The sequence below is a fragment of the Nitrospirillum iridis genome (assembly GCF_014205765.1).
In the GTDB taxonomy this organism is placed as follows: domain Bacteria; phylum Pseudomonadota; class Alphaproteobacteria; order Azospirillales; family Azospirillaceae; genus Nitrospirillum; species Nitrospirillum iridis.
The window spans coordinates 1-22,090 of sequence record NZ_JACIIZ010000006.1 but is presented as its reverse complement, the minus strand read 5'-3'; the positions used below and the strand labels follow the sequence as shown (position 1 = coordinate 22,090).

The window sequence follows — 22,090 nt, the reverse complement described above, 5'->3', positions numbered from 1 at the left end:
TTGTTAATAAAAAGAATCAAGGGCATACGCCTGCGACACGCGTACCTTTGGAACAGGGCCGCCGGGAACGCACGACCGTCCCGGCGGCGGCAAGGACGGGAGCTGTAGATGAGTGGCGTTCATGGGGCCGCCCCGGGGGGCGCCTTGGGTCTGGACCGGGACCTGGTTTCCCCCTTCACCGCCCTGCAGGCCATGGCCGAGAGCAGCCGGTGTCTGTATTGCTATGAGGCCGCCTGTGTGACGGCCTGCCCGACCGCCATCGACATTCCGGGCTTCATCCGCAAGATCGGCACCGGCAATGTGAAGGGGGCCGCCCGCACCATCCTGGACGCCAACATCATGGGCGGCACCTGCGCCCGTGCCTGCCCGACGGAGGTGCTGTGCGAACAGGCCTGCGTGCGCAACAAGGCGGAAAGCGAGCCGGTACGGATCGGCCGCCTGCAGCGCTACGCCACCGACGCGCTGTTCACGGCGGGGGTTCAGCCCTTCGCCCGCCAGGCGCCCACGGGCAAGCGGGTGGCGGTGGTGGGCGGCGGCCCGGCGGGCCTGGCCTGCGCCCACCGTCTGGCCATGCTGGGCCATGAGGTCACGGTGTTCGAGGCGCGGGCCAAGGCTGGCGGCCTCAACGAATACGGCTTGGCCGCCTACAAGATGGTGGATGACTTCGCCCAGCGCGAGGTGGACTTCATCCTGTCCCTGGGCGGCATCACGGTGAAGACGGGCGTCGCGCTGGGGCGTGATGTGACGTTGACCGAACTGCGCCAGGATTTCGACGCCGTGTTCCTGGGCTTGGGCCTCGCCGGCACCAACACCTTGGGCGTGGAGGGCGAGGATCTGGCCGGCGTGGTGGCCGCGGTGGACGTCATCGCCGCCCTGCGCCAGAAAACCGCGCCGCCGGTGGAGCTTGCCGGCCGCCGCGTGGTGGTCATCGGCGGCGGCAACACCGCCATCGACGCCGCCATCCAGTCGCTGTGCGCCGGCGCCGCCGATGTGGTCCTGGCCTATCGCCGTGGTTCCGCCCAGATGGGCGCCACCGGGCACGAGCAGGATCTGGCCCGTACCCAGGGCGTGGTTCTGCGCACCTGGTTGGCGCCCCGCGCGATCGAGGGCATGGGCGGGGCCGTCACCGCCGTCGAGTTCGAGCGGATGGTGATGGAAGGCGGGCGCCTCATCGGCACCGGCGAGCGGGTGACGGAGCCCTGCGACGTGGTGCTGAAGGCCGTGGGCCAGAAGCTGGTGGCGGGCGGGCTGGACGGCCTGGCCCTGGCCGGCGGTCGCATCCAGGTGGACGGGCATCTCGCCACCAGCCTGCCCGGCGTCTACGCCGGCGGCGATTGCATCAAAAGCGGTGAGGACCTGACCGTGCAGTCCGTGGCGGACGGCAAGGCGGCGGCTTTCGCCATCGACGCCTACCTCAAGGCTTGAACGGGGAGGGACGACCCATGGCCGATCTCAGCAGCACCATCGCCGGCATCAAATCGCCCAATCCGTTCTGGCTGGCCTCCGCCCCGCCGACGGACAAGGAATACAACGTCGTCCGCGCCTTCAAGGCCGGCTGGGGCGGCGTGGTGTGGAAGACCCTGGGCGAGGATCCCCCCGTGGTCAACGTCAGCAGCCGCTATGGCGCCCTGCTGGACGGCAATCGCGGCCTGATCGGCTTCAACAACATTGAACTGATCACCGATCGCCCGCTGGAGGTGAACCTGCGGGAAATCGCGGCGGTGAAGAAGGCCTGGCCCGACCGTGCCATGGTCGTCTCCCTCATGGCGGTGATGACGGAGGAGGCCTGGGCCGGCCTCGCCCGCCGGATCGAGCCGACGGGTGCCGATGGGCTGGAGCTGAACTTCGGCTGCCCCCATGGCATGTGTGAGCGTGGCATGGGCTCCGCCATCGGCCAGGTGCCGGAAATGGTGGAGCAGGTGACCCGCTGGGTGAAGAACGCCACCCGCCTGCCGGTGATCGTCAAGCTGACGCCCAACATCACCAACGTGCTGTGGTCGGCGGAGGCCGCCAAGCGCGGCGGGGCCGACGCCGTGTCGCTGATCAACACCGTCAACTCCATCGCCTCCATCGACCTGGACGCCATGGCGCCCACCCCCACGGTGGACGGCAAGGGCACCCACGGCGGCTATTGCGGGCCGGCGGTGAAGCCCATCGCGCTCAACATGGTGGCGGAGATCGCGCGCAACGCCGAGACCCATGGCCTGCCCATCTCCGGTATCGGCGGTATCGGCACGTGGCGCGACGCGGCGGAGTTCCTGGCGCTGGGCTGCGGTTCGGTCCAGGTCTGCACCGCCGCCATGGTCTATGGCTTCCGCGTTGTTGAGGACATGATCGATGGTCTGTCCGCCTGGATGGATGAGAAGGGCTATCGCACCCTGGCCGACTTCCAGGGCCGGGCGGTGCGGAACGTCGTCAACTGGAACGATCTCAACATGAACTTCGTTACCAAGGCGAAGATCGACAAGGATCTGTGCATCGACTGCGGCCGTTGCCACATCGCTTGCGAGGACACCTCGCACCAGGCCATCCGCATCCTGCCCGGCGACGGCAAACGGCTGTTCGAGGTGGTGGATGAGGACTGCGTGGGCTGCAACCTGTGCGCCCATGTCTGCCCGGTGCCGGAATGCATCACCATGCACCCGCAGGCCAACGGCCTGCCCTACCTGACCTGGCCGGAGCATCCCGGCAACCCGATGCGCGTCCAGCCGCCGCAAGCCGCCGAATAAGGGCCGCCGAATAAGGGAGCGTCTTATCCATGACCACGGAAACGAAGTTCGGCACGAACGTCGCCATCAACGGCGGCCGCCTGTGGGACAGCTTGATGGGAATGGCCAAGATCGGCGCCACGCCCAAGGGCGGCGTCTGCCGTTTGGCGCTGACCGACCTCGACAAGCAGAGCCGCGACCTGTTCGTCGCGTGGTGCGAGGCCGCCGGCTGCACCATCACCGTGGACGCCATCGGCAACATCTTCGCCCGCCGCCCCGGCCGCAACAACGCCCTGCCGCCCATCCTGATGGGCAGCCACCTCGACAGCCAGCCGACGGGTGGCAAGTTCGACGGCGTCTATGGCGTGCTGGCCGGGCTGGAGGTGGTGCGCACCCTGAACGACCTGAACTACCAGACCGAGGCGCCCATCGAGGTGGTGGCCTGGACCAATGAGGAAGGGTCGCGCTTCGCGCCCGCCATGGTGGCCTCGGGCGTGTTCGCCGGCACCTTCGACCTGGAGTACGGCCTGTCGCGCAAGGATCTGGACGGCAAGACCATGGGGGAGGAGTTGGCCCGCATCGGCTATGCCGGCGACGCCCCCATCCGCGGCCGGGATTTGGGTGCCTATTTCGAGGCCCATATCGAGCAGGGCCCCATCCTGGAGGCGGAGGACAAGACCATTGGCGTGGTCACCGACTGCCAGGGCCAGCGCTGGTATGAGATCACCTTCACGGGGCAGGAGGCCCACGCCGGCCCCACGCCGATGAGCCGCCGGCGCGACGCCCTGCTGGGTGCCGCCCGCATCGTCGAGGCGGTGAACCGCATTGGGCTGGAGCATGCGCCCTACGCCTGCGCCACCGTGGGCCTGATGCAGATCCATCCCAATTCGCGCAACGTCATTCCCGGCCGGGTGTTCTTCACCGTCGACTTCCGCCACCCCGACGACGCGGTGCTGGCGGAGATGGACGCCAAGCTGCGTAACACGGTTACACGAGTCGCCGAGGACATCGGCCTGGAAACGGCATTCGAGCAGATCTGGTACTACGCCCCGGTGAAGTTCGACGCCGGTTGCGTGGAGGCCGTGCGCGGCGCCGTCGCCGAATTGGGCTACAGCAACCGCGACATGGTGTCCGGGGCGGGGCATGACGCCTGCTACCTGGCGCGTGTGACCCCGACATCGATGATCTTCATTCCTTGTGTCGACGGCATCAGCCATAACGAGATTGAACATGCGCATCCGGAATGGTGTGAAGCCGGGTGCAATGTTCTGTTGCGGGCCGTGGTGGCGAAGGCCGATGCTGCCTGACCCGCGTTCCGACTAAAACGGTACGGGTGTTGGGAGTACACATGGCGCAAGCGTCAGGGGGCGTTCCCCGGAAGGAAAAAGCGGGTGGGACGGTACGGGCGGACGTGGCGGCCGCGGCGCCGGAGGGTGGAATTCGGCGGGAGAATCTGCGGCGCATCCTGACGGCGGCGGAGCAGGTGTTCGCGGAGCAAGGCTATGGCGGTGCCACCACGGCGGCCATCGCGCTGCGGGCGGGGCTGCCCAAGGCCAATGTGCACTATTATTTCAGCACCAAGCGTGACCTCTATCGCGCTGTGCTGGCCGACATCCTGAAGCAGTGGCTGGACCCGCTGGCCCATGTCACGCCGGACAGTGACCCGGCCCAGGCGCTGGCGGGCTATATCCGCGCCAAGATGCGGGCGACGCGTGACCGGCCGGTGGTGTCCAAGGTCTTCGCCGGTGAGATCATCCATGGCGCCGAGGAGATCTGGGGCTTCCTGACCGCCGATCTGAAGAGCCTGGTGGACGAGAAGGCGGCGGTGCTGGACGGCTGGATCGCGGAAGGCCGCATGGCGCCGGTGGACACCCGGCACTTCTTCTTTTTCATCTGGGCGGTGACGCAGCATTACGCCGACTTCGACGCCCAGGTCCGTGCCGTGCTGGGGCGCAAAAAGTTGACCCGCCGCGACTTCGACACCATCACGGCCGAGGTCGTGCGCTTCATCCTGCGCGGGGCGGGGCTGTCCCTGCCGAGCACCTGAGATATGTCAACGGCGTGAGCCTTGGCTCATGCCGTTGTAGGACGCGATCGCGTCCGCCGGAGTTTTCCGGGGAGCGTAGCGGACTGGAAAATGAGGAATCCAAGCCGCCGGATGGCGGCGCCCGGCGCCTGAGGGCGTACTGGCAGAGGGCGTACTGAAAGAGAACGGGAGATGACCCTATGACCGCCACCCCCACCGCCCGCACCCTGATCTGGGGTGGCACCGTCGTCACCGCCGACCAGACCTTCCGCGCCGACGTTTATGCCGAGGGCGGCGTGATCAGGGCGGTGGGGCCGGATCTGGAGGCGCCGACGGGGGTCACGGTGGTGGATGCCGGCGGCTGCTACGTCATGCCAGGCGGCATCGACCCGCACACCCACATGCAGCTGCCCTTCATGGGCACGGTGGCCAGCGACGATTTCTACAGCGGCACCGCGGCCGGTTTGGCCGGCGGCACCACCATGATCATCGACTTCGTCATCCCCAACCCGAAGCAGAACGTGATGGAGGCCTACCGCACCTGGCGCGGCTGGGCCGAGAAGGCGGCGGCTGATTACTCCTTCCACGTCGCCATCACCTGGTGGGATGAGAGCGTGCATGCCGACATGGGCACCTTGGTGCGCGACCATGGCGTTAACAGCTTCAAGCACTTCATGGCCTACAAGAACGCCATCATGTGCGATGATGAGGTGCTGGTGAACAGCTTCAGCCGGGCGTTGGAACTGGGCGCCATGCCCACCGTTCACGCCGAGAACGGCGAGCTGGTGTTCCAGCTGCAAAAGCAGCTGCTGGCGCAAGGCCTGACCGGGCCGGAGGCCCATCCCCTGTCCCGCCCCACGGCGGTGGAGGGGGAGGCGGCGAATCGCGCCATCCAGATCGCCAAGGTGCTGGGCGTACCGCTCTACATCGTGCATGTCAGCTGTCGCGAAGCGTTGGAGGCCATCGCGCGCGGTCGCATGGATGGCCACCGCGTCTATGGCGAGGTGCTGGCCGGGCACCTGTTGGTGGACGACAGCGTCTATCGCCACCCGGATTTCGACGTGGCCGCCGCCCATGTCATGAGCCCGCCCTTCCGGCCCAAGGAGCATCAGGCCGCCTTGTGGCACGGCCTGCAGTCCGGCACCCTGCACACCACCGCCACCGACCATTGCTGCTTCTGCGCGCCGCAGAAGGCCGCCGGCCGCAACGATTTCTCCCGCATCCCCAACGGCACCGGCGGGGTGGAGGATCGCATGGCCGTGCTGTGGCACCACGGCGTGAACAGCGGCCGCCTGACGATGAACGAGTTCGTGAAGGTCACCTCGGCCAACGCCGCCCAGATCTTCAACATCTATCCGCGCAAGGGAACGGTGGCTGTCGGTGCCGATGCTGATCTGGTGGTGTGGGATCCGGCGGCCACCAAGACCATCTCCGCCAGGACCCACCACCAGAACGCGGACTACAACATCTTCGAGGGCATGGAGGTGCGGGGCCTGCCGCGCGTGACCCTGACCGCTGGCCAGATCGCCTGGCAGGATGGCGATTTGCGGGCCGTGCGGGGCGCCGGCCGCTACGTCAACCGCCCGGCCTTCGCGCCGGGCTTCGACGCCGCCGCCAAGCGGCGCGAGGCGCTGAGGCCTGAAGGAGTCGACCGGGGCTGAGACGCCATTTCGCGTACAGAATAATTTGCGCACATAATAAAAAGCGAAAACGGGGACGGCGTCGCCAGGGGTATAAGCAACCATAAGGTTGGACTGGGGGCAAGAATGGGTACGGGCAGCGGCGTCGACACGGCGTCGGAAATCTGGAACGCGGATCTGGCGCCGGTGGACGCGGCCCACCGTACCTGGCGCTGGGTGCATTTCGCGGCGCTGTGGGTGGGCATGGTGATGTGCATCCCGTCCTACATGCTGGCGTCGGGCCTCATCGAGCAGGGTATGTCGGCGTGGCAGGCGGTGGGCACCGTGCTGCTGGGCAACCTGATCGTGCTGGTGCCCATGCTGCTGGTGGGGCATTCCGGCGCCAAGTATGGCGTGCCCTTCGCCGTCATCGTTCGCTCCTCCTTCGGGGTGCGCGGCAACAAGCTGCCGGCCTTGCTGCGCGCGCTGATCGCCTGCGGTTGGTTCGGCATCCAATGCTGGGTCGGCGGTAGCGCCATCTACGCCATCGGCAACATACTGACCGCCGGCGCGCTGGAGGGGGCCAGGCTGGGCTGGATCGGCATCAATGCCGGCCAGCTGGTCTGCTTCATGATCTTCTGGGCGCTGCACCTTTATTTCATCGCCAAGGGCCCCGACTCCATCCGCTGGGTGGAGACGGTGACGGCGCCCCTGAAGATCCTGATCGTCCTGGCCTTGCTGTGGTGGGCCTATGACAAAGCCGGCGGCTGGGGCACGTTGCTGTCCGCGCAATCGCAGTTCGGCCCCGGTGGCGCCAAGGAGGGTGGGTTCTGGGTGGCCTTCCTGCCGGGCCTGACCGCCATGGTGGGCTACTGGTCCACCCTGGCCATCAACATCCCGGACTTCACCCGCTTCGCCCGCAGCCAGAAGGACCAGTACCAGGGCCAGGCGCTGGGCCTGCCCCTGCCCATGGCGGGCCTGGCCTTCATCAGCGTGGCGGTGACCTCGGCCACCATCACCGTCTATGGCAAGGCCATCTGGGATCCGGTGGACCTGGCGGGCCGGATGGAGGGCATCGCGGTGGCCATCGGCCTCGCCATCATCGTCATCGACACGCTGTGTGTGAACCTGGCGGCCAATACCGTGGGCCCCGCCTATGATTTCGCCGCCATCTTCCCCCGCGCGGTGAACTTCAGCCGTGGCGGCTACATCACCGCCGCCATCGGTGTCATCATGATGCCGTGGAAGCTGATCGAGAGCACCCAGGGCTATATCTTCACCTGGCTGCTGGGCTATGGCGCCCTGCTGGGGCCGCTGCTGGGCATCATGCTGGCCGACTACTGGCTGGTGCGGCGGGCGAAGCTGAGCCTGGAGGGGCTGTTCGACCTCAACGGACCCTACGCCTACAACGGCGGCTGGAACCTGACGGCGCTGCTGGCCTTCGCCGCCGCCGTGCTGCCCAACATCCCAGGCTTCCTGCACGCGGCCTTCCCCGCCACGTTCGGCGGTGTGCCGGCCTTTTTCCAGGCCATTTACAGCTATGCCTGGTTCACCGGCCTGTTCATCGCCACCGCCGTCTATGCGGCGCTGATGCGCCGGCCGGCCTGATGGTCCTGTGATCAATGGGAGTCTTGGCCCAGGATTCGGCAGCCTGGGCCAAGACCGCCAGGACGGCCCCTGCCATACTCCGCGCCCTGTGCATGACCTGGCGCGAGGAGAAGACGATGGCGGTCGCCCCCCTGAAACCACCAGCAGAGGTGGCGAATTTCCTGAACCTGGACATTCGCGTCGGCCGGGTGGTGGAGGTGCAGCCCTTTCCCAAGGCGCGCAACCCGTCCTACAAGGTGGCGGTCGACCTGGGCGAGCTGGGTGTCAAATGGTCCAGCGCCCAGATCACCCACTATGCGCCCGATGATCTGGTGGGGGCCCAGGTGGTCTGCGTCTGCAACTTCCCCGCTCGCAACATCGCCGGCTTCCAATCGGAAGTCCTGATCCTGGGCGCCCGCAATGCCGAGGGTAACGTCATCGTGCTGACCCCCTGGTCGGCCGTGCCGCCGGGGGAAACGGTGTACTGAGGCCGTGGCTCTCAAGGGCTGAAAACACGTCGGCGCCTTCCGGGGGTTCGTGACGCACGAATTACGGAAAGCGCCGATGGGAACCGGCGTGAAGGCCCGCCGTCCGTCGGCGGGATCAGGATGCTTGCAAGGGGGGGGCTACACCTTGCCCAGCAGCAGGGCCAGGACCAGGATGATGTCGCCGACGATCATCAGGAACATGGAGAAGCCCCAGCCCAGCGCGAAGTGCGCCAGGAACATCAGCAGCAGGAGGACGACGGCGATGATGCCCGCCGTCACGAAGCGGGTGAACGCATGCCAGCCCTCGGCATGTTCCTTGACCACAACGTCGCTGACCGCGACCGCACCGCCGTGAGCACTGGCCATATCAAGCCCTCCCTTATGCCGAGACCAAACCCGTTTCCTCTGGTTTATGCACAAACCCGTCCGCTGGCAAGGGGCCGCGTTGTCCGGCGAACGGTTCAGGTCACGCCTTGGTTGTGACGCCCAGCCAGCGGCTCAGGGTGTCGCGTAGGGCGGCGGGGTCGTCGGTCAGCGCGCCGACGTAGCCGTCCGGCCGAACCAGCAGCAGCGTGCCGGGGGCGATATCGTAGGCGTCGCGGATGTGGCCGGAGTCGTCCACCAGATCCGCGTCTTCGCCGCCGCCCTGCGGCGCGACCGAGAGGGCCGTCACGCCGGGCAGGCCGGCCGCTACGTCCGCCACTGCCGCGCCATAGCCCAGCAGGGTGAAGTGTGGGCCCTGATACGCCTTGAACAGCCGGGTGGAGGTGCCGTTCCGCGCCCGGCAAGGGGCGTCGGGCGCGCGGTCGCCGGCCTGCACGCGGCCAGGCCGCGCAGGGGTGTCCGGCGCCAGGGGGCCGCCGCGGTAGGTCAGGTCCAGTTCCCGCATCTCCCGGCCCCGGCGCATCCCCTCCGGCTGGCCGACCTGGCCCAGCAGCCGGCCGCTGAGGCCCAGGACATGGGCGGCGATGGGGCGGCGCTCGGCCTCGTAGCTGTCCAACAGGCTGTCGGGCGCGCCTTTCAGCACGGCGGCCAGCTTCCAGCCCAGATTATAGGCATCCTGTACGCTGGTGTTCAGGCCCTGGCCGCCGGTGGGCGGATGCACATGGGCGGCGTCGCCGGCGATGAAGACACGACCCACGCGGTAGCGGTCGGCCAGGCGCAAGTTGACGCGCAGGGTGGACAGCCAGGTGGGTTCCCCCACCACCAGATCGTCCCGGCCGCTGCGGGTGCGGACGATGTCTTGCACCAAATCCAGGGTGGGTGTCACCTCGTCGGTGACCTGGGCCACCACCTGGAACAGGGTGGTGCCGGCCAGCGGGCAGAGCGCCAACAGGGCGTCGGGTGTGTACCAGCGGTGCCAGGCGCCGAAGTCCAGCCCGGCGATGGGCATGTCGCCGATAATGGCGCGGAAGGGCTGCGTCTCGCCGGGAAAGCCGATGTCCAGCGCGTGGCGGACGAAGCTGCGGCCGCCGTCGGTGCCTATCAGATAGCGGGCGCGCACGGTGGCTTCCCCCTCGGTGGTACGTAGGCGCGCGGTGACGCCGTCGGCATCCTGGTCAAAGGCCACCAGTTCGGAGGCGAAGGCCGGGGTGTGGCCCAGGACCGCCAGATGGCGGCGCAGCACGGCTTCGGTCTGGAACTGGGGCACCATCAGCGGACTCCCGTAAGGCTCCGCCGGGGTGGGTGCCACGGCGTCATGCACCTGGGTGCGGACCGCTTGCGCGCCGTCATAGGTCACGACGGTGGGGTAGGGGCCACCCACGGCCTGTAGGTCGGCGAGCACGCCCAGATCCTCGAACACCTCCAGGCTGCGGGGTTGCAGTCCCTTGCCGCGGGAGCCGGGGAAGGGACTGAGGTTCTTTTCCACCAGTTGGAAATCGACGCCCCGCCGTGCCAGGTCCAGCGCCAGGGTGAGGCCGGCGGCGCCGGCGCCCACGATCAGGATGTCAGTGTCGAAACGGTCCATGGCTTCTTCCTTGATGTGTGCGCGATGCACATATTTTGACGAGCGGACGTGATATCCGTGTATAATGCACATATATCCGCAGACTGGACGGGCAGCAAGGAAAATGTGCATAATGCACGCATGAAGAACGATCTGCATGAAGCGCTGATGGATTTGGTGGGGGTGGTCAACCGACCCCAGCCTGATCAGCACCTGCTGAAACTGGCCGGCGTGTCCTTGGACCGCGCCTTGTTTCCCCTGCTGGTGCGCGTCGGTCTGCGGGGACCCATCGGCGTCGTGGAATTGGCGGAACTGGTCGGCCGGGACCATTCCACGGTCAGCCGCCAGGTGGCGAAGCTGGAAAGCCTGGGGCTGGTGCGTCGGCGGGCGGGGGACACCGACGCCCGCGTGCGCGAGGCGGTGGTGACCCCCGCCGGCCAGGCCATGGTCGATGCCATCGGCCAGGCACGCAGCCGCATGTACGCGTCGGTGCTGGCCCACTGGACGGAAGAGGAAAAGGCCACCCTGACCCATCTGTTGCGGCGCTTGGCGGATGACGCCAAGGTGTGGGTCAAGGAAGAGGGCGGCGGCTGATCCCCGGCCGGCGTGACCGCTTGTCGGGGACCGCCTGAACATCGACCGCCTGAACATCGAAGGTAGGCAAGCCCATGAGGGCGCGAATTCTCATGCTGGCGGGCGTGACCCGTCGGGACCGTCACCAAGCCACCACGGCGGTCATCGATGCCATCACGGATGCGGGCGGCTGGCTGGCCGACAGCACCCGGTTTTCCAACATCGCCATCACGCTGCGCTTCACCATTCCCGCCGGAAGCCTGGCCGGCTGGGGGGCTGCCCTGGCGGCGGCGGGGGTGGTCCTGGATGACGAAAGCCGGGCAAGCCTGGTGGATCGGGGACAGACGGCCCGCGACCCGGATGTCGAGGTGACGGCGGCGCTGAGCCTCACCTTCATCCACAACGAACCCGACCTGCGGCAGGAGGTGCCGGCCGTGCCGGGCTGAGCTATTGTTCCGTCGTGCGATTCACGGTTCAGATGTTTCCATGTGAACCGATCGCATTTTAGCCTGCGGGGTTCAGTGCCGTGGCCGGCTGGACCAGCGGGCCGCTCATCCGGGCGCGGTCGCCCTCCACCGTCACCTGGCCCTGCGCGATCAGGCGCACAGCCAGCGGGTAGATCTGATGCTCCGCCGCCAGCACGCGGGCTGCCAGGCTCTCGGCGGTGTCGTCCGGGGCCACCGGCACGGCCGCCTGGGCCACGATGGGGCCGCTGTCCACTTCGCTGCGCACATAGTGCACGGTGCAGCCGTGGAAGCGCACGCCGGCGTCCAGCGCACGCTGATGGGTGTCGATGCCGGGGAAGGCCGGCAGCAGCGACGGGTGGATGTTGATCAGCCGGTCACGCCAATGGTCCACGAACCAGGGCGACAACAGGCGCATGAAGCCGGCCAGGCAGACCAGCTCCACGCCGGCATCCTCCAGCGCGCGGGTCATGGCCTGCTCATGGGCCGGCTTGTCGGCATAGTCCTTGTGCGGCAGGGCCAGGGCCGGGATGCCGGCGGCGCGCGCCCGCTCCAGCCCGGCGGCATCCGCCTTGTTGGACAGGACAAGCGCCACCGCCGCCGGGAAATCCGGGACGGTGGCGGCGTCCAGCAGGGCCTGCAGGTTGCTGCCCCGGCCGGAGATCAGGACGCCCAGCTTAAGCCTACGGCCGGGCGCCCCGTCGTTCAGGCGTGCCATGCCTTGTCCGTGCCCGTCACCGTGACGCGATGGGCGGCTTCCGGACCCACGGCCACCACCTGGCCGATGCGGGTGACGGTCTCGCCCCCCTGGGTCAGGACGGATATCGCCTCGTCCGCCTTGTCGGCGGGGACGACCACGGCCATGCCGATGCCGCAGTTGAAGGTGCGGGCCAGTTCCAGGTCGGCGATGTTGCCCACGCCAGCCAGCCAGCGGAACACCGGCGGCAGGGTCCAGGCGTTGGCGTCCAGCGTGACGCCCAGGCCATCGGGGAGCACGCGGGGAATGTTCTCGATCAGGCCACCGCCGGTGATGTGGGCCATGGCCTTCACCAGGCCGGCGCGCACCGCGGCCAGCGTGCTCTTCACATAGATGCGGGTGGGGGTCAGCAACGCCTCACCCAGGGTCTTGCCCGGGGCGAAGGGGGCGGCGTCCTCATACGACAGGCCGGAGACGGAGACCAGCTTGCGCACCAGGGAATAGCCGTTGGAATGCACGCCGCTGGACGCCAGGCCCAGCACCACGTCGCCGGCGGCGACACCGGCGCCGGTCAGCACCTGGCTGCGTTCCACGGCGCCGACGGAAAAGCCGGCCAGGTCATAGTCGCCGTCGGCGTACATGCCCGGCATCTCGGCCGTCTCACCCCCCACCAGGGCGCAGCCGGCCTGGCGGCAACCCTCGGCGATGCCGGCGACGATGGCGCGACCGGCGGCCACGTCCAACTTTCCGGTCGCGAAATAATCCAGGAACAGCAAGGGCTCGGCACCCTGCACCACCAGGTCGTTGACGCACATGGCCACCAGGTCGATGCCGACCGTGTCATGGCGCTTGGCGTCGATGGCGACCTTCAGCTTGGTGCCGACGCCGTCGGTGGTGGACACCAGCAGCGGGTCGGTGAAGCCGGCGGCGCGCAGGTCGAACAGGGCGCCGAAGCCGCCCAGGCCAGCGTCGGAGCCGGTGCGCGCGGTGGACTTGGCCAGGGGCTTGATCGCCTCGACCAGGGCGTTGCCCGCGTCGATATCAACACCGGCGTCCTTGTACGAATAGGTGCTTATGGCGTCCTCGCAGGGCCTGGGCTAAGAAGGGGCGTCCGCCAGGGCGGCCGGCGTCAACGCCGCCACCCACGGCCGTCCTTGTGAGACGGCGCCGTGACCCACCCGGTTTCGGCGCCGAACATAGCAATATCGGAAGGCTTTGCAATGCCGCAGCGCTGCATCCCCCTCTTGCGCCGAACCGGGTTCCGGGGCGCGCTTTTCCTGGCTTCGGCCATGGGCGCGTTGACCATGGGGGCGCTGACCGCCGTGATGGTTGCCGGAACCGCCCGGGCCGAGGCGGGCAGGGCGGACACCGCGGCGGAGCAGGCCTTCCTGGAGCGGGGGGTGGAGGTCGACGTCACCGCGGCCAACGCCAACCAGGCCCGTGACCAGGCCATCCTGCAAGCCCAGCGCGAGGCGCTGACCCGCCTGTTCCGCAAGCTGACGCCCGCCGCCGACGGCCACCAGCCCCCGGCCGTGAGCCAGGGGGAACTGGAGTCCCTGGTGTCGGGCTTCGAGTTGGAGCAGGAGCGCGCCTCCTCCGTCCGTTATGTCGGCCGCTTCACCGTCCGCTTCCGCCCCAGCGCCGTGCGCCAGCTGTTGCAGCAGAACGGCGTGCGCTATGCCGAGATGATAGGCAAGCCGGCCCTGGTCCTGCCGCTGGACGCCACGGGCGGGGAGCCGTCGCTGTGGACCGATGGTCCCTGGCGCCAGGCCTGGGCGCAGATGGGGACGGTCGACGGGCTGGTGCCGGTGACCCTGGCCCCGCCGGAGCAGGCGGACCAGAATGACCTGCCGGCCAAGGCGGCGCTGACCCCCGATCCTGGAACACTGGGGGCCGTGCTGGCCCGCATCGCCGCCCGCCATGGTGCCGGCCAGGTGGTGCTGGCGCGGCTGGAGGGCGACGCCACCAAGGGCTACCAGCTGACGCTCAGCATCTTCATTCCGGGGGAGGGGCTGTCGTCTCCTGAAACGGTGCCGCAGGCGGCGTTCGTCGCCCGCGCCCTTCCGGCCCCGGCCGACGCCCCGGCGCCAGTCCCGGGGGCCGCCGTTCCGCCGCCGGCCCTGGGCCTGGCCGTGGCCACGGTGGTCGACCGGGTGGAGGAGGGGTGGAAACGCCGCGTGGTGGTGGATGCCCATCTATCGGGCCAGGTCGCCGTGCGCGTGCCGGTGACCGATTTGGTCACCCTGGTGGAGGTGCGCCGCCGCCTGGCCGGCGTGCCCATGGTGATCCAGGTCGACACCACGGCCCTGAAGACCACCGAGGCGCTGCTGACCCTGACGGTGTTGGGTGACGTCGCCCACCTGAAGACGGCCTTGGCCCAGCGGGACCTGATCCTGTCGGAACTGCCCGCCGTGCCGGCGACGGGTGCGGAGCCTGCGGCCGGCCCGGGCCCGGCGGAGGTTCGCTATCAGATCGGTCTGGCCGGATCCTGACGTCGCCGCCGGCATAAGGCTGCCTGAATTCAGCGCCTTGTCTGCTACAGTTCGGCCGGATCACTCTTCAGGGGCTTGTCGGGGGAACGATGGCGGAGACACATGTGGGGCGGCAGATAAGGTTCTGGCTGATCGGGCTGGCGCTGGGTGTCGCCTTTATCTGGCTGCTGCGCGGCATGCTGCTGCCGTTCGTCGCTGGCATGGCAATCGCCTATCTGCTGGACCCCGTGGCCGACCGGCTGGAGGGCTTCGGCATGCCCCGCCTGGCCGCCACGTGCGTGGTGCTGCTGGTCTTCATCATCGTGGTGGGGCTGGGCATCCTGTTGCTGGTGCCCCTGATTCAGCAACAGGTTGGCCAATTGATCGAAAGCCTGCCGGCCATCATCACCTGGGCCAGGGATGAGACCATGCAGCGCGTCCGCAGCCTGATCGCGGCCTTGCCACCGGACGATATCGAGCGGCTGCGCGGCGCCGCCAGCGAATATGCCGGCACGCTGGTGGGCTGGGGCGCCGATTTCATCAAGAACCTGTTCACCGGCGGCGCCGCCCTGTTCGGTCTCATCTCCCTGCTGTTCATCACGCCGGTGGTGGCCTTCTACCTGCTGCGCGACTGGGACCGCATGGTGGCGACCCTGGACGGTTGGCTGCCGCGCGAATATGCCGGCGTGATCCGCGAGCAGCTGCGGGCCGTGGACCGGACGCTGGCCGGATTCGTCCGCGGCCAGGCGACTGTCTGCCTGGCGCTGGGCGCCTTCTACGCGCTGACCATGACGGCGGTGGGCCTGAACTTCGGCCTGGTCATCGGCCTGATCGCCGGCATCCTGTCCTTCATCCCCTATGTCGGCACCGTGGTGGGCTTCGGCGCCAGCGTGGGCGTGGCCCTGTTCCAGTTCCACGATGTGTGGCGGGAGGGGCTGGTGGTGGCGCTCTACGTCCTGGGTCACCTGCTGGAAGGGTATGTGCTGACGCCCAAGCTGGTGGGCGACAAGGTGGGGCTGCACCCCGTCTGGGTCATGTTCGCCCTGCTGGCCGGCGGCAGCCTGTTCGGCTTCACCGGCGTGCTGCTGGCGGTGCCGGTGGCGGCCATCATCGGGGTGCTGGTGCGCTTCGCATTGCGCCAATACCTCGCCAGCAGCTATTACACCGGCGTGCCTCCGGAGGTGGAGGTGCCGCGCGCGGATCCGGCCCAGGAAGGCTTGGTCCCGCCGGGGATGGATGCCGGGGCCTCGCCCCCGGTTCCCTGAGCCCGGTGCCGCCCCCCGTTCGTTCCGCCCACAGTGCACGCCGCCGTTCAAGACCCTGGGATCATGGCCGACTTGAGACAATTGCCCCTGGATCTGGGGCACCGTTCCGCCATGGGGGAGGCCGACTTCCTGGTGGCGCCGGGCAACGCCGACGCGGTGGCCTGGCTGGACGCCTGGCCCGACTGGCCGGCGCCGGCCCTGGTGCTGTACGGCCCGCCGGGCTGCGGCAAAAGCCACCTGGCCCAGGTATGGCGCGCCCGCTCGCGCGCGCCGTTGCTGGGGCCGGAGGATCTGGTTCCGGCGGAGGTGCCGCATCTGCTGGGGCCCACCCGCACCGCCGTCATCGACCGCACCCATGAGGTTTCGGGCGACGCGGCGCGGGAGCGCGCCTTGCTGCACCTCTACAACCTGACCAAGGAGGCGGGCGGCCAGCTGCTGCTGCTGGCCCACTACGCCCCCGTCAACTGGACCCTGCGCCTGCCGGACCTGCGCTCCCGCCTCGTCGCCGCCCCGGCGGTCGGCATGGCCGCCCCCGACGACGCTTTGCTCATGGCCGTGCTGGTCAAGCTGTTCGATGATCGCCAGGTACGGGTGGGGGAGGATGTCATCGCCTGGCTGATGACCCACACTGAGCGCTCCTTCGACGGTGCCCGCCGCACGGTCGCCTTGCTGGACCGCGCGGCCTTGGCCGCCAAGAAGCCCATCACCGTGGCCTTCTGCCGGCAGGTGCTGGAGCCCAAGGACAAGCCGGCGCAGGGATAGGGGCCGGCAGTAGCGTTACCGCCCCACCGTCCAGAACATGCGCCGCCGGCTATAACCGCGCCAGGTTGCCGGCAGTTTGGCCAGGGCCAGCGCCTCTTCCTGCGCCAGCCGTGACAGCAGGCGGGTGCTGCGGGCCCCGGGGCCGGTGGTCTTCGCCAGCTGCGCCACCAGCCGTGCGGCCTGGCGGGCGCTGGCCGGGGCGGTGGCGGCGGCATGCAGGCGGATCAGTGGCGCCAATGGGTCGGCGGCCGGCCGCTTGGTACCGGCTCCCTTGGTGCCCTTGGGCGTCTTGGGCTTGGCGGCGGTCACGGGGTAGAGGCCGCGGCAGACCTCGGCCATCTCATGCAGGCGCTGGACCCGGCGGCGCAGGCGTTCCAGGGCGTCGGCGTCGGGCGTTGCGGCCTTGGTCGTAATGGGGGTCGGTTTGGCGCCGGGGGACGGTGGGGGAGGCAGGTCCAGCCGCGTCAGGGCCTTGGCCACCTTGTCCTGCAAATCGGCCAGCAGGCGGGGGGCCACGGCTTTCAACGGCTGGTCCAAGGCCGGGCAGGCCCAGCCGCCGCCTTCGATCCAGGCGGCCAGGTCCAGCACCAGCGCGGTGTGGCCGGCGCCCTGCAGATGTTTGGTCAACCGCCGGCGGGCTTGGCCGGCGGCGTGGTCCAGGGCCAGGCGCTGACGCCGGCTCAGGCCAGCCGCACCTTTGCGGTCTGGCAGAAGGGCGACGCGCTCGGCCAGGCGGTCCCAGCCGCGGGCGGTTTCCAACAGGGTGCGCAGGGTGGTCAGCCGCCGCCGCAGGGACTCCGCCGCTTCGCCCTGCGGGTTGGTGAGGGCGGGGGCCGCCGGAGGCAGGGCCATAACCAGGCGCAGCAGCCGCAGGGCGGTATCCAGCCGGCGGCTGGCCGCCGCCATCTGCCGCACGGCCTGAACGTCACCGCTTTCCAGCAGGACGGTCGCGTTTTCCAGCAGGTGGCCCAGGGCCAGGCGTGCCGTGTGGCGGAAGCCTTCGGCCACCGTGCTCACCGGCGTCAGGGACGACGCATGGGGTGCGATGGCTGTCGCCGGGCGGCCCGTCAGCAGCCGCAGGCCCGCGTCCGCCTTGCTGCCCGTGGTCAGGCGCAAGGGCACGTGGTGGTGCAGGGCCGCCGCCACCTCGAACAGCGCGGCGACGCGTCCGCCCTTCAATTCCAGTTCCACCTCGGCCACCGGCCAGGTGGTGTCGTCGCCGGCACCCGGGACGGACAGGCTCACCTCCCCCTGGTCCAGGGCCATCTCCACCGTGGTGCGTGGGTCGGGGTGCAGCAGCAGGGCGGTGCGCCGGATATCGGTGGCGAAGCGGGGGGCCACCTCCGCCCATTGCGCTTCCGTCAGCAGCCCCGCCAGGGTGGCGGGCAGCAGGGCCCGGTCCGGCCCGTCACCGTCCACCGGCAATTCCCATTCCCATTCCCGCCGGCCGGCCGCGGCGGCGGTGCCGGCGTCCGAGGCCCAGGTCTTTACGGTCTGCACCCGCCTCCCGCCCCCTTGGCCGCTCTGCCGGCGCACGCGCAGGGCCAGGCCGTGGGCGGCCAGCGCCAGATCAGGGGTGTCATAATATGTCGTGACCTGGTGGCGATGGGCGGGCGGACCATCGGCCAGGCGCGCCAGCAAGGGCAGCGCTTGCAGGCGGCCGAGGGCGGCCGGCGTCGCCGCCAGCTTCACCTCCACCTCCCGCACCGCCAGCGCGCGCTTGGTCGGCGGCCTGGGTGCCGGGGACGTGGGCGCCGGGGAATCGGGTATCGGCTGGGCGATCCCGGCGCCGGCCAGGACAGCGTCAGGTTCCGACGCCTCGGGCGAGGGGTCGGAGCCGCTGATGGTCGATGGGGGGCGGGCGGGGCCTGTCGTCATCCCGCATGGATAACCGAAGATGGGGCTTACGTTAAAGCCGTGTTGCGGAATTACATCGATTCAGGGCGAACGGTAAAATTATTTCCGCCATGTTGCTTTGCAGCGCACAGTTGCGATAGTCTGAGCGCTCCGTTGCGTCACAATAAATCGCCACCTTGGTCCACCCCCCGATCGGCCCCCACCCTGGCAGCCGTTTTCGCCAGTGCGAGGTAGGATAATGACTCGGAATGCTTCCCAGTCGTCCTTGGCACCGGTCGGACGCGGCCCGATGGGAACAGGCGGTCCGGCGCGGCAGGGATGAGCAACCAAACTGGGCATTGAACCATCATGACGTCATCGCTGGCAGCGTCGCGGGCTGCTGAAAAGTCCGCTGAAAAGTCCACCGACTCCGGGCAGTCCCCGGACAAGACAGTGACGCCGGCGAAGACCCCCAAAACCACTGCCACGGCCACCCCCGGCGTGGACGTGAAGGCGGCCGATGTCGCGGCCCTGGCGGCGCTCGCCAAGGCCGGTCCCCTGTTGGCCCGACCCGTCGCCAAGTTCACCAGCTCAGGCCCGGCGGCGGACAGGGGCGATGCCGTGGGCCTGACGGCCGACCTGGTGACGCGGCTGAAGCGCTATACCGAGCTGGCCGACGCCGATCCCTTCGCCAACCCCGTCTCCCTGCTGGCGCTGGACGTGTCCCGCCGCCTCCACGACGGGGAACTGGATTTGGCGGCGGTGGAGCAGGCCATCCAGTATCTGGGCGCGGAGGGCTTCCTGGCCCGCGCCCGGCGCCTGGGCGCCTATCTGGGGGAGGCTGATCCCGCCGCCAACGCCGCCCGCATCCGCGCCCTGATCGAGCGGCTGGCGGTGGATGCCGAGGGCAAGACGGCGGCGTTCGACGCCTTCCGCGGCCAGGTGGAGAAGGAGATCTTCGGCATCGTCATCACCGCGCACCCGACGTTCAATCTGACGGGCACGTTGATGGACGCCATGGCCCAGCTGGCCACCGGGCGGGACCACGCCGGCGTGCCGCTGACGGCCGCCGCGCGCCAGGCCCTGATCGCCTCGGTCGCGTCGGCGGAGCTGCGCCCGGGTGAGTTGTCGCTGATCGATGAACATCGGCTGTCGCTGGAGGCCATCACCAACATCCAGGCCGCTCTGCGCACCGTCTATGACATCGTGCTGGACGTGGCGCGGGCCCATTACCCGGACCAATGGTCGGAATTGACGCCCCGGCTGCTGACCGTGGCCAGTTGGGTCGGCTATGACCTGGACGGCCGGTCGGACATCCGCTGGTCCGACACCCTGCACAAGCGCCTGGTGGTGCAGGTGGGCCAGTTGCGCCACTACCTGGCCGAGGTGCAGGGCATCCGCAAGGTGGCCCCGGTGCAGGAGGACCTGCGCAATGTCCTGGATCTGCTGGAATCCCGCCTGGCGCTGGCCATCGCCCAGGTGACGGATGAGATCGCCGCCTTCGGGCAGGAGGCCAGCCAGAAGGACATCGAGACCATCGCCCGGCGCATGCATGAAGGCCTGCCCCTGCGCCTGGTGGAGGCGGCACACGCCATCGAGCAGGTGGAGCGCGCCATCCGTCTCGCGACATCCGCCGGAAAAGAGGGGGGCAAGGGCGAGAAGAAGGGCCATGAGGTGGTGCACCGCCTGGCCATCCTGAAGGCGGAATTGGCCAATTACGGCCTGGGCCAGGCTCACACCCATGTGCGCATCAACGCCACCCAGCTGCACAACGCCGTGCGCAAGACGGTGGGCATGGAAACCGCGCCGGACGATCCGCGCTATCGTCAGTCCTACCTCACCGCCATCTCCGGCCTGCTGGACGAGGTGCGGCCCGCCCGCATCAACTTCGGCAGCATCATTGCGGAGCGCACCTCGGCCAAGCGGCTGTTCATGGTCGTGGCCCAGATGCTGAAGTACGCCGACGCCTCGGTGCCGGTCCGCTTCCTCATCGCGGAGTCGGAATCCGCATTCACCGTGCTCACCGCCCTCTATTACGCGCGCCTGTTCGGGGTGTCGGACAAGGTGGACATCAGTCCGCTGTTCGAGACGGAGCGCGCGCTGGAGGTGGGCAGCCGGGTGATCGAGCAACTGCTGGAGAACCCGCACTACCGTGACTACGTGAAGCGCCGGGGGCGGCTGTGCATCCAGACCGGCTTCTCCGACGCCGGCCGCTACCTGGGCCAGACGCCCGCATCGGCCAGCATCGAGCGCCTGCGCCTGCGCATCGCCCGTCTGTTCACCCGCCACCGCCTGGATGGCGTGCAACTGGTGATCTTCGACACCCACGGCGAATCCATCGGCCGTGGCGCCCACCCGGCGGGCTTCCCGGAGCGGCTGGCCTATGTCGCGGCGCCGGCCACCCTGTCGTTCATGAGCCACCACAAGATCGCCTTCAAGCAGGAGGTCAGCTTCCAGGGCGGCGACGGCTATCTCTACTTCGTGACCCCGCCGGGGGCGCTGGCGGTGGTCACCCGCATCCTGGAACACATGCTGGGGGGCAAGCACGCCACGCTGGACGACGACCCGTTCTACGGCGACGCCGACTACATCCGCGAATTCTTCACCACGGTGAAGCAGTTCCAAGTGTCGCTGGTGGAGGACCCGAACTACGGCGCGCTGCTGTCGGCGCTGGGCACCAACCTGCTTTATCCCTCGGGCAGCCGGGCCATCAAGCGCCAGCACGATGGCAACGCCGACGATGTGGACCAGAGCCGCGCCTCGCAGTTCCGCGCCATCCCCCACAACGCCATCCTGCAGCAGATGGGCCTGCCGGCGAACACCGTCAGCGGCGTGGGCGAGGCCATCGACAAGGATCCGGAGCACTTCGCCGACCTGTACCGCGCTTCACCCCGCTTCCGACAGCTGATGGGCATGGTGGAATACGGCGTGGCCATCGCCAGCCCGGATGCGCTGAAGGCCTATATCGACACCCTGGACCCCGCCTTCTGGCTGCTGCGCGCGGCGCATACCGCCGATCCCGCCCGGGTGGAGGAGATGCGGCGCCTGGCCGGCATCCTGGAGGACAACCCCCTCCACAGCCGCCTGATCCGCATCTTCCGCAAGCTCTACCGCGACTTCGACATCCTGGAGGAGGGATTGGCCCGGGTGGAACGCCAGCCGGTGCCGGGCCAGGTGCCGCCGCCCGATGAGGCGCTCAGCAACGGCCTGCTGGTCCTGCACGCCCTGCGCATCGCCCTGATCCAGGAGGTGTTCCTGCGCGCGACCCACGTGCCGCAGTTCTCCAGCCAGCACAACATCACCCACCGCCGCCTGTTGGCCCGCCTGATGCAGCTGGACGTGCCCTGGGCGCTGGACCTGCTGTCCCGCATCTTCCCGGTGACGGGTGAGGCGGCCGGCGATGGCGATTTCGGCGAGACGGCGACCTACGCCAGCGACGACAGCCAGAACTATGGTCAGGAGAACGAGCGCATCTTCAAGCCCATCGCCAACCTCTACGACCTGGTGCGCCGCGTGGGCAACGGCATCACCCAGCGCATCGGCTTCTTCGGCTAGAGCATCGCACCAGAAGTCGGAATCAGAGGATTCCCATTGAAGGTCGAATGTGATTCATCTTTATCGGAGGTGGATCATGGGCAAGTCATAT

18 protein-coding genes are annotated in these 22,090 nt (G+C 68.8%); 13 read left to right on the top strand and 5 right to left on the bottom strand.

All coding sequences use genetic code 11. The features are described 5' to 3' along the window. The first annotated feature begins 108 nt into the window (after positions 1-108). The 7 genes from FHS74_RS11780 (at position 109) to FHS74_RS11750 (ending at position 8,428) form a co-directional block, all read left to right on the top strand. Entirely contained in the window at positions 109-1,425 is a 1,317-nt protein-coding gene (locus FHS74_RS11780; protein ID WP_184800639.1) for an NAD(P)-dependent oxidoreductase, read from the top strand. Positions 1,426-1,442: 17 nt separating this feature from the next. Next, complete coding sequence (gene preA / locus FHS74_RS11775) at positions 1,443-2,729, top strand: NAD-dependent dihydropyrimidine dehydrogenase subunit PreA (protein ID WP_184800637.1); 1,287 nt, start codon at positions 1,443-1,445, stop codon at positions 2,727-2,729. Between the two features lie 29 nt (positions 2,730-2,758). After that, a complete protein-coding gene (locus FHS74_RS11770) occupies positions 2,759-4,015 on the top strand; it encodes a Zn-dependent hydrolase (protein ID WP_184800635.1) in 1,257 nt (418 codons plus the stop codon). Positions 4,016-4,056: 41 nt separating this feature from the next. Beyond that, positions 4,057-4,755, top strand: coding sequence for a TetR/AcrR family transcriptional regulator (locus FHS74_RS11765; RefSeq protein WP_184800633.1), 699 nt, complete (start codon positions 4,057-4,059; stop codon positions 4,753-4,755). Positions 4,756-4,934: 179 nt separating this feature from the next. Beyond that, positions 4,935-6,395, top strand: coding sequence for a dihydropyrimidinase (gene hydA / locus FHS74_RS11760; RefSeq protein ID WP_184800631.1), 1,461 nt, complete (start codon positions 4,935-4,937; stop codon positions 6,393-6,395). Positions 6,396-6,500: 105 nt separating this feature from the next. Next, positions 6,501-7,961 carry an NCS1 family nucleobase:cation symporter-1 gene (locus tag FHS74_RS11755; protein WP_184800628.1) on the top strand — a complete coding sequence of 487 codons (1,461 nt, stop codon included), beginning with the start codon at positions 6,501-6,503 and terminating at the stop codon, positions 7,959-7,961. Between the two features lie 116 nt (positions 7,962-8,077). Continuing rightward, complete coding sequence (locus tag FHS74_RS11750) at positions 8,078-8,428, top strand: tRNA-binding protein (RefSeq protein WP_184800626.1); 351 nt, start codon at positions 8,078-8,080, stop codon at positions 8,426-8,428. A 138-nt stretch (positions 8,429-8,566) separates the two neighbouring features. On the opposite strand, the gene FHS74_RS11745 is transcribed toward FHS74_RS11750, so the two are convergent. After that, positions 8,567-8,794 (bottom strand): hypothetical protein, encoded by a 228-nt coding sequence (locus FHS74_RS11745; RefSeq protein ID WP_184800624.1) that lies wholly within the window; start codon positions 8,792-8,794, stop codon positions 8,567-8,569. A gap of 100 nt (positions 8,795-8,894) precedes the next feature. Further along, complete coding sequence (locus FHS74_RS11740) at positions 8,895-10,397, bottom strand: FAD-dependent oxidoreductase (RefSeq protein WP_184800622.1); 1,503 nt, start codon at positions 10,395-10,397, stop codon at positions 8,895-8,897. Positions 10,398-10,517: 120 nt separating this feature from the next. Between FHS74_RS11740 and FHS74_RS11735 the strand changes: the two genes are divergently transcribed. Both FHS74_RS11735 and FHS74_RS11730 read left to right on the top strand, forming a co-directional pair. Next, positions 10,518-10,970, top strand: a complete 453-nt coding sequence (locus FHS74_RS11735) for a MarR family winged helix-turn-helix transcriptional regulator (RefSeq protein ID WP_184800620.1) — start codon at positions 10,518-10,520, stop codon at positions 10,968-10,970. A 74-nt stretch (positions 10,971-11,044) separates the two neighbouring features. Then, on the top strand, positions 11,045-11,395 hold the full coding sequence (locus tag FHS74_RS11730) for a hypothetical protein (protein WP_184800618.1): 351 nt from the start codon (positions 11,045-11,047) through the stop codon (positions 11,393-11,395). Positions 11,396-11,453: 58 nt separating this feature from the next. On the opposite strand, the gene purN is transcribed toward FHS74_RS11730, so the two are convergent. Then, complete coding sequence (purN, locus tag FHS74_RS11725) at positions 11,454-12,131, bottom strand: phosphoribosylglycinamide formyltransferase (protein ID WP_184800616.1); 678 nt, start codon at positions 12,129-12,131, stop codon at positions 11,454-11,456. After that, positions 12,119-13,186 carry a phosphoribosylformylglycinamidine cyclo-ligase gene (gene purM, locus FHS74_RS11720; RefSeq protein WP_184801181.1) on the bottom strand — a complete coding sequence of 356 codons (1,068 nt, stop codon included), beginning with the start codon at positions 13,184-13,186 and terminating at the stop codon, positions 12,119-12,121. Before purM ends, purN begins: the two co-directional genes overlap by 13 nt. A 213-nt stretch (positions 13,187-13,399) precedes the next feature. Here purM and FHS74_RS11715 point away from each other — a divergent pair, with 213 nt between their 5' ends. The 3 genes from FHS74_RS11715 to FHS74_RS11705 all read left to right on the top strand — a co-directional run bounded on the left by FHS74_RS11715 (position 13,400) and on the right by FHS74_RS11705 (position 16,608). Further along, positions 13,400-14,602 (top strand): DUF2066 domain-containing protein, encoded by a 1,203-nt coding sequence (locus tag FHS74_RS11715; protein WP_184800614.1) that lies wholly within the window; start codon positions 13,400-13,402, stop codon positions 14,600-14,602. An 89-nt stretch (positions 14,603-14,691) separates the two neighbouring features. After that, a complete protein-coding gene (locus FHS74_RS11710; protein WP_184800612.1) occupies positions 14,692-15,846 on the top strand; it encodes an AI-2E family transporter in 1,155 nt (384 codons plus the stop codon). Positions 15,847-15,909: 63 nt separating this feature from the next. Then, positions 15,910-16,608: an HdaA/DnaA family protein gene (locus FHS74_RS11705; RefSeq protein ID WP_184800610.1), complete on the top strand. Its 699-nt coding sequence runs from the start codon at positions 15,910-15,912 to the stop codon at positions 16,606-16,608. A gap of 15 nt (positions 16,609-16,623) precedes the next feature. Here the strand turns inward: FHS74_RS11705 and FHS74_RS11700 are convergent, their stop codons facing one another. Further along, complete coding sequence (locus FHS74_RS11700) at positions 16,624-18,486, bottom strand: CYTH and CHAD domain-containing protein (protein ID WP_184800608.1); 1,863 nt, start codon at positions 18,484-18,486, stop codon at positions 16,624-16,626. Between the two features lie 411 nt (positions 18,487-18,897). Here FHS74_RS11700 and FHS74_RS11695 point away from each other — a divergent pair, with 411 nt between their 5' ends. Next, a complete protein-coding gene (locus tag FHS74_RS11695; RefSeq protein WP_184800606.1) occupies positions 18,898-21,999 on the top strand; it encodes a phosphoenolpyruvate carboxylase in 3,102 nt (1,033 codons plus the stop codon). Positions 22,000-22,090 lie beyond the last annotated feature (91 nt).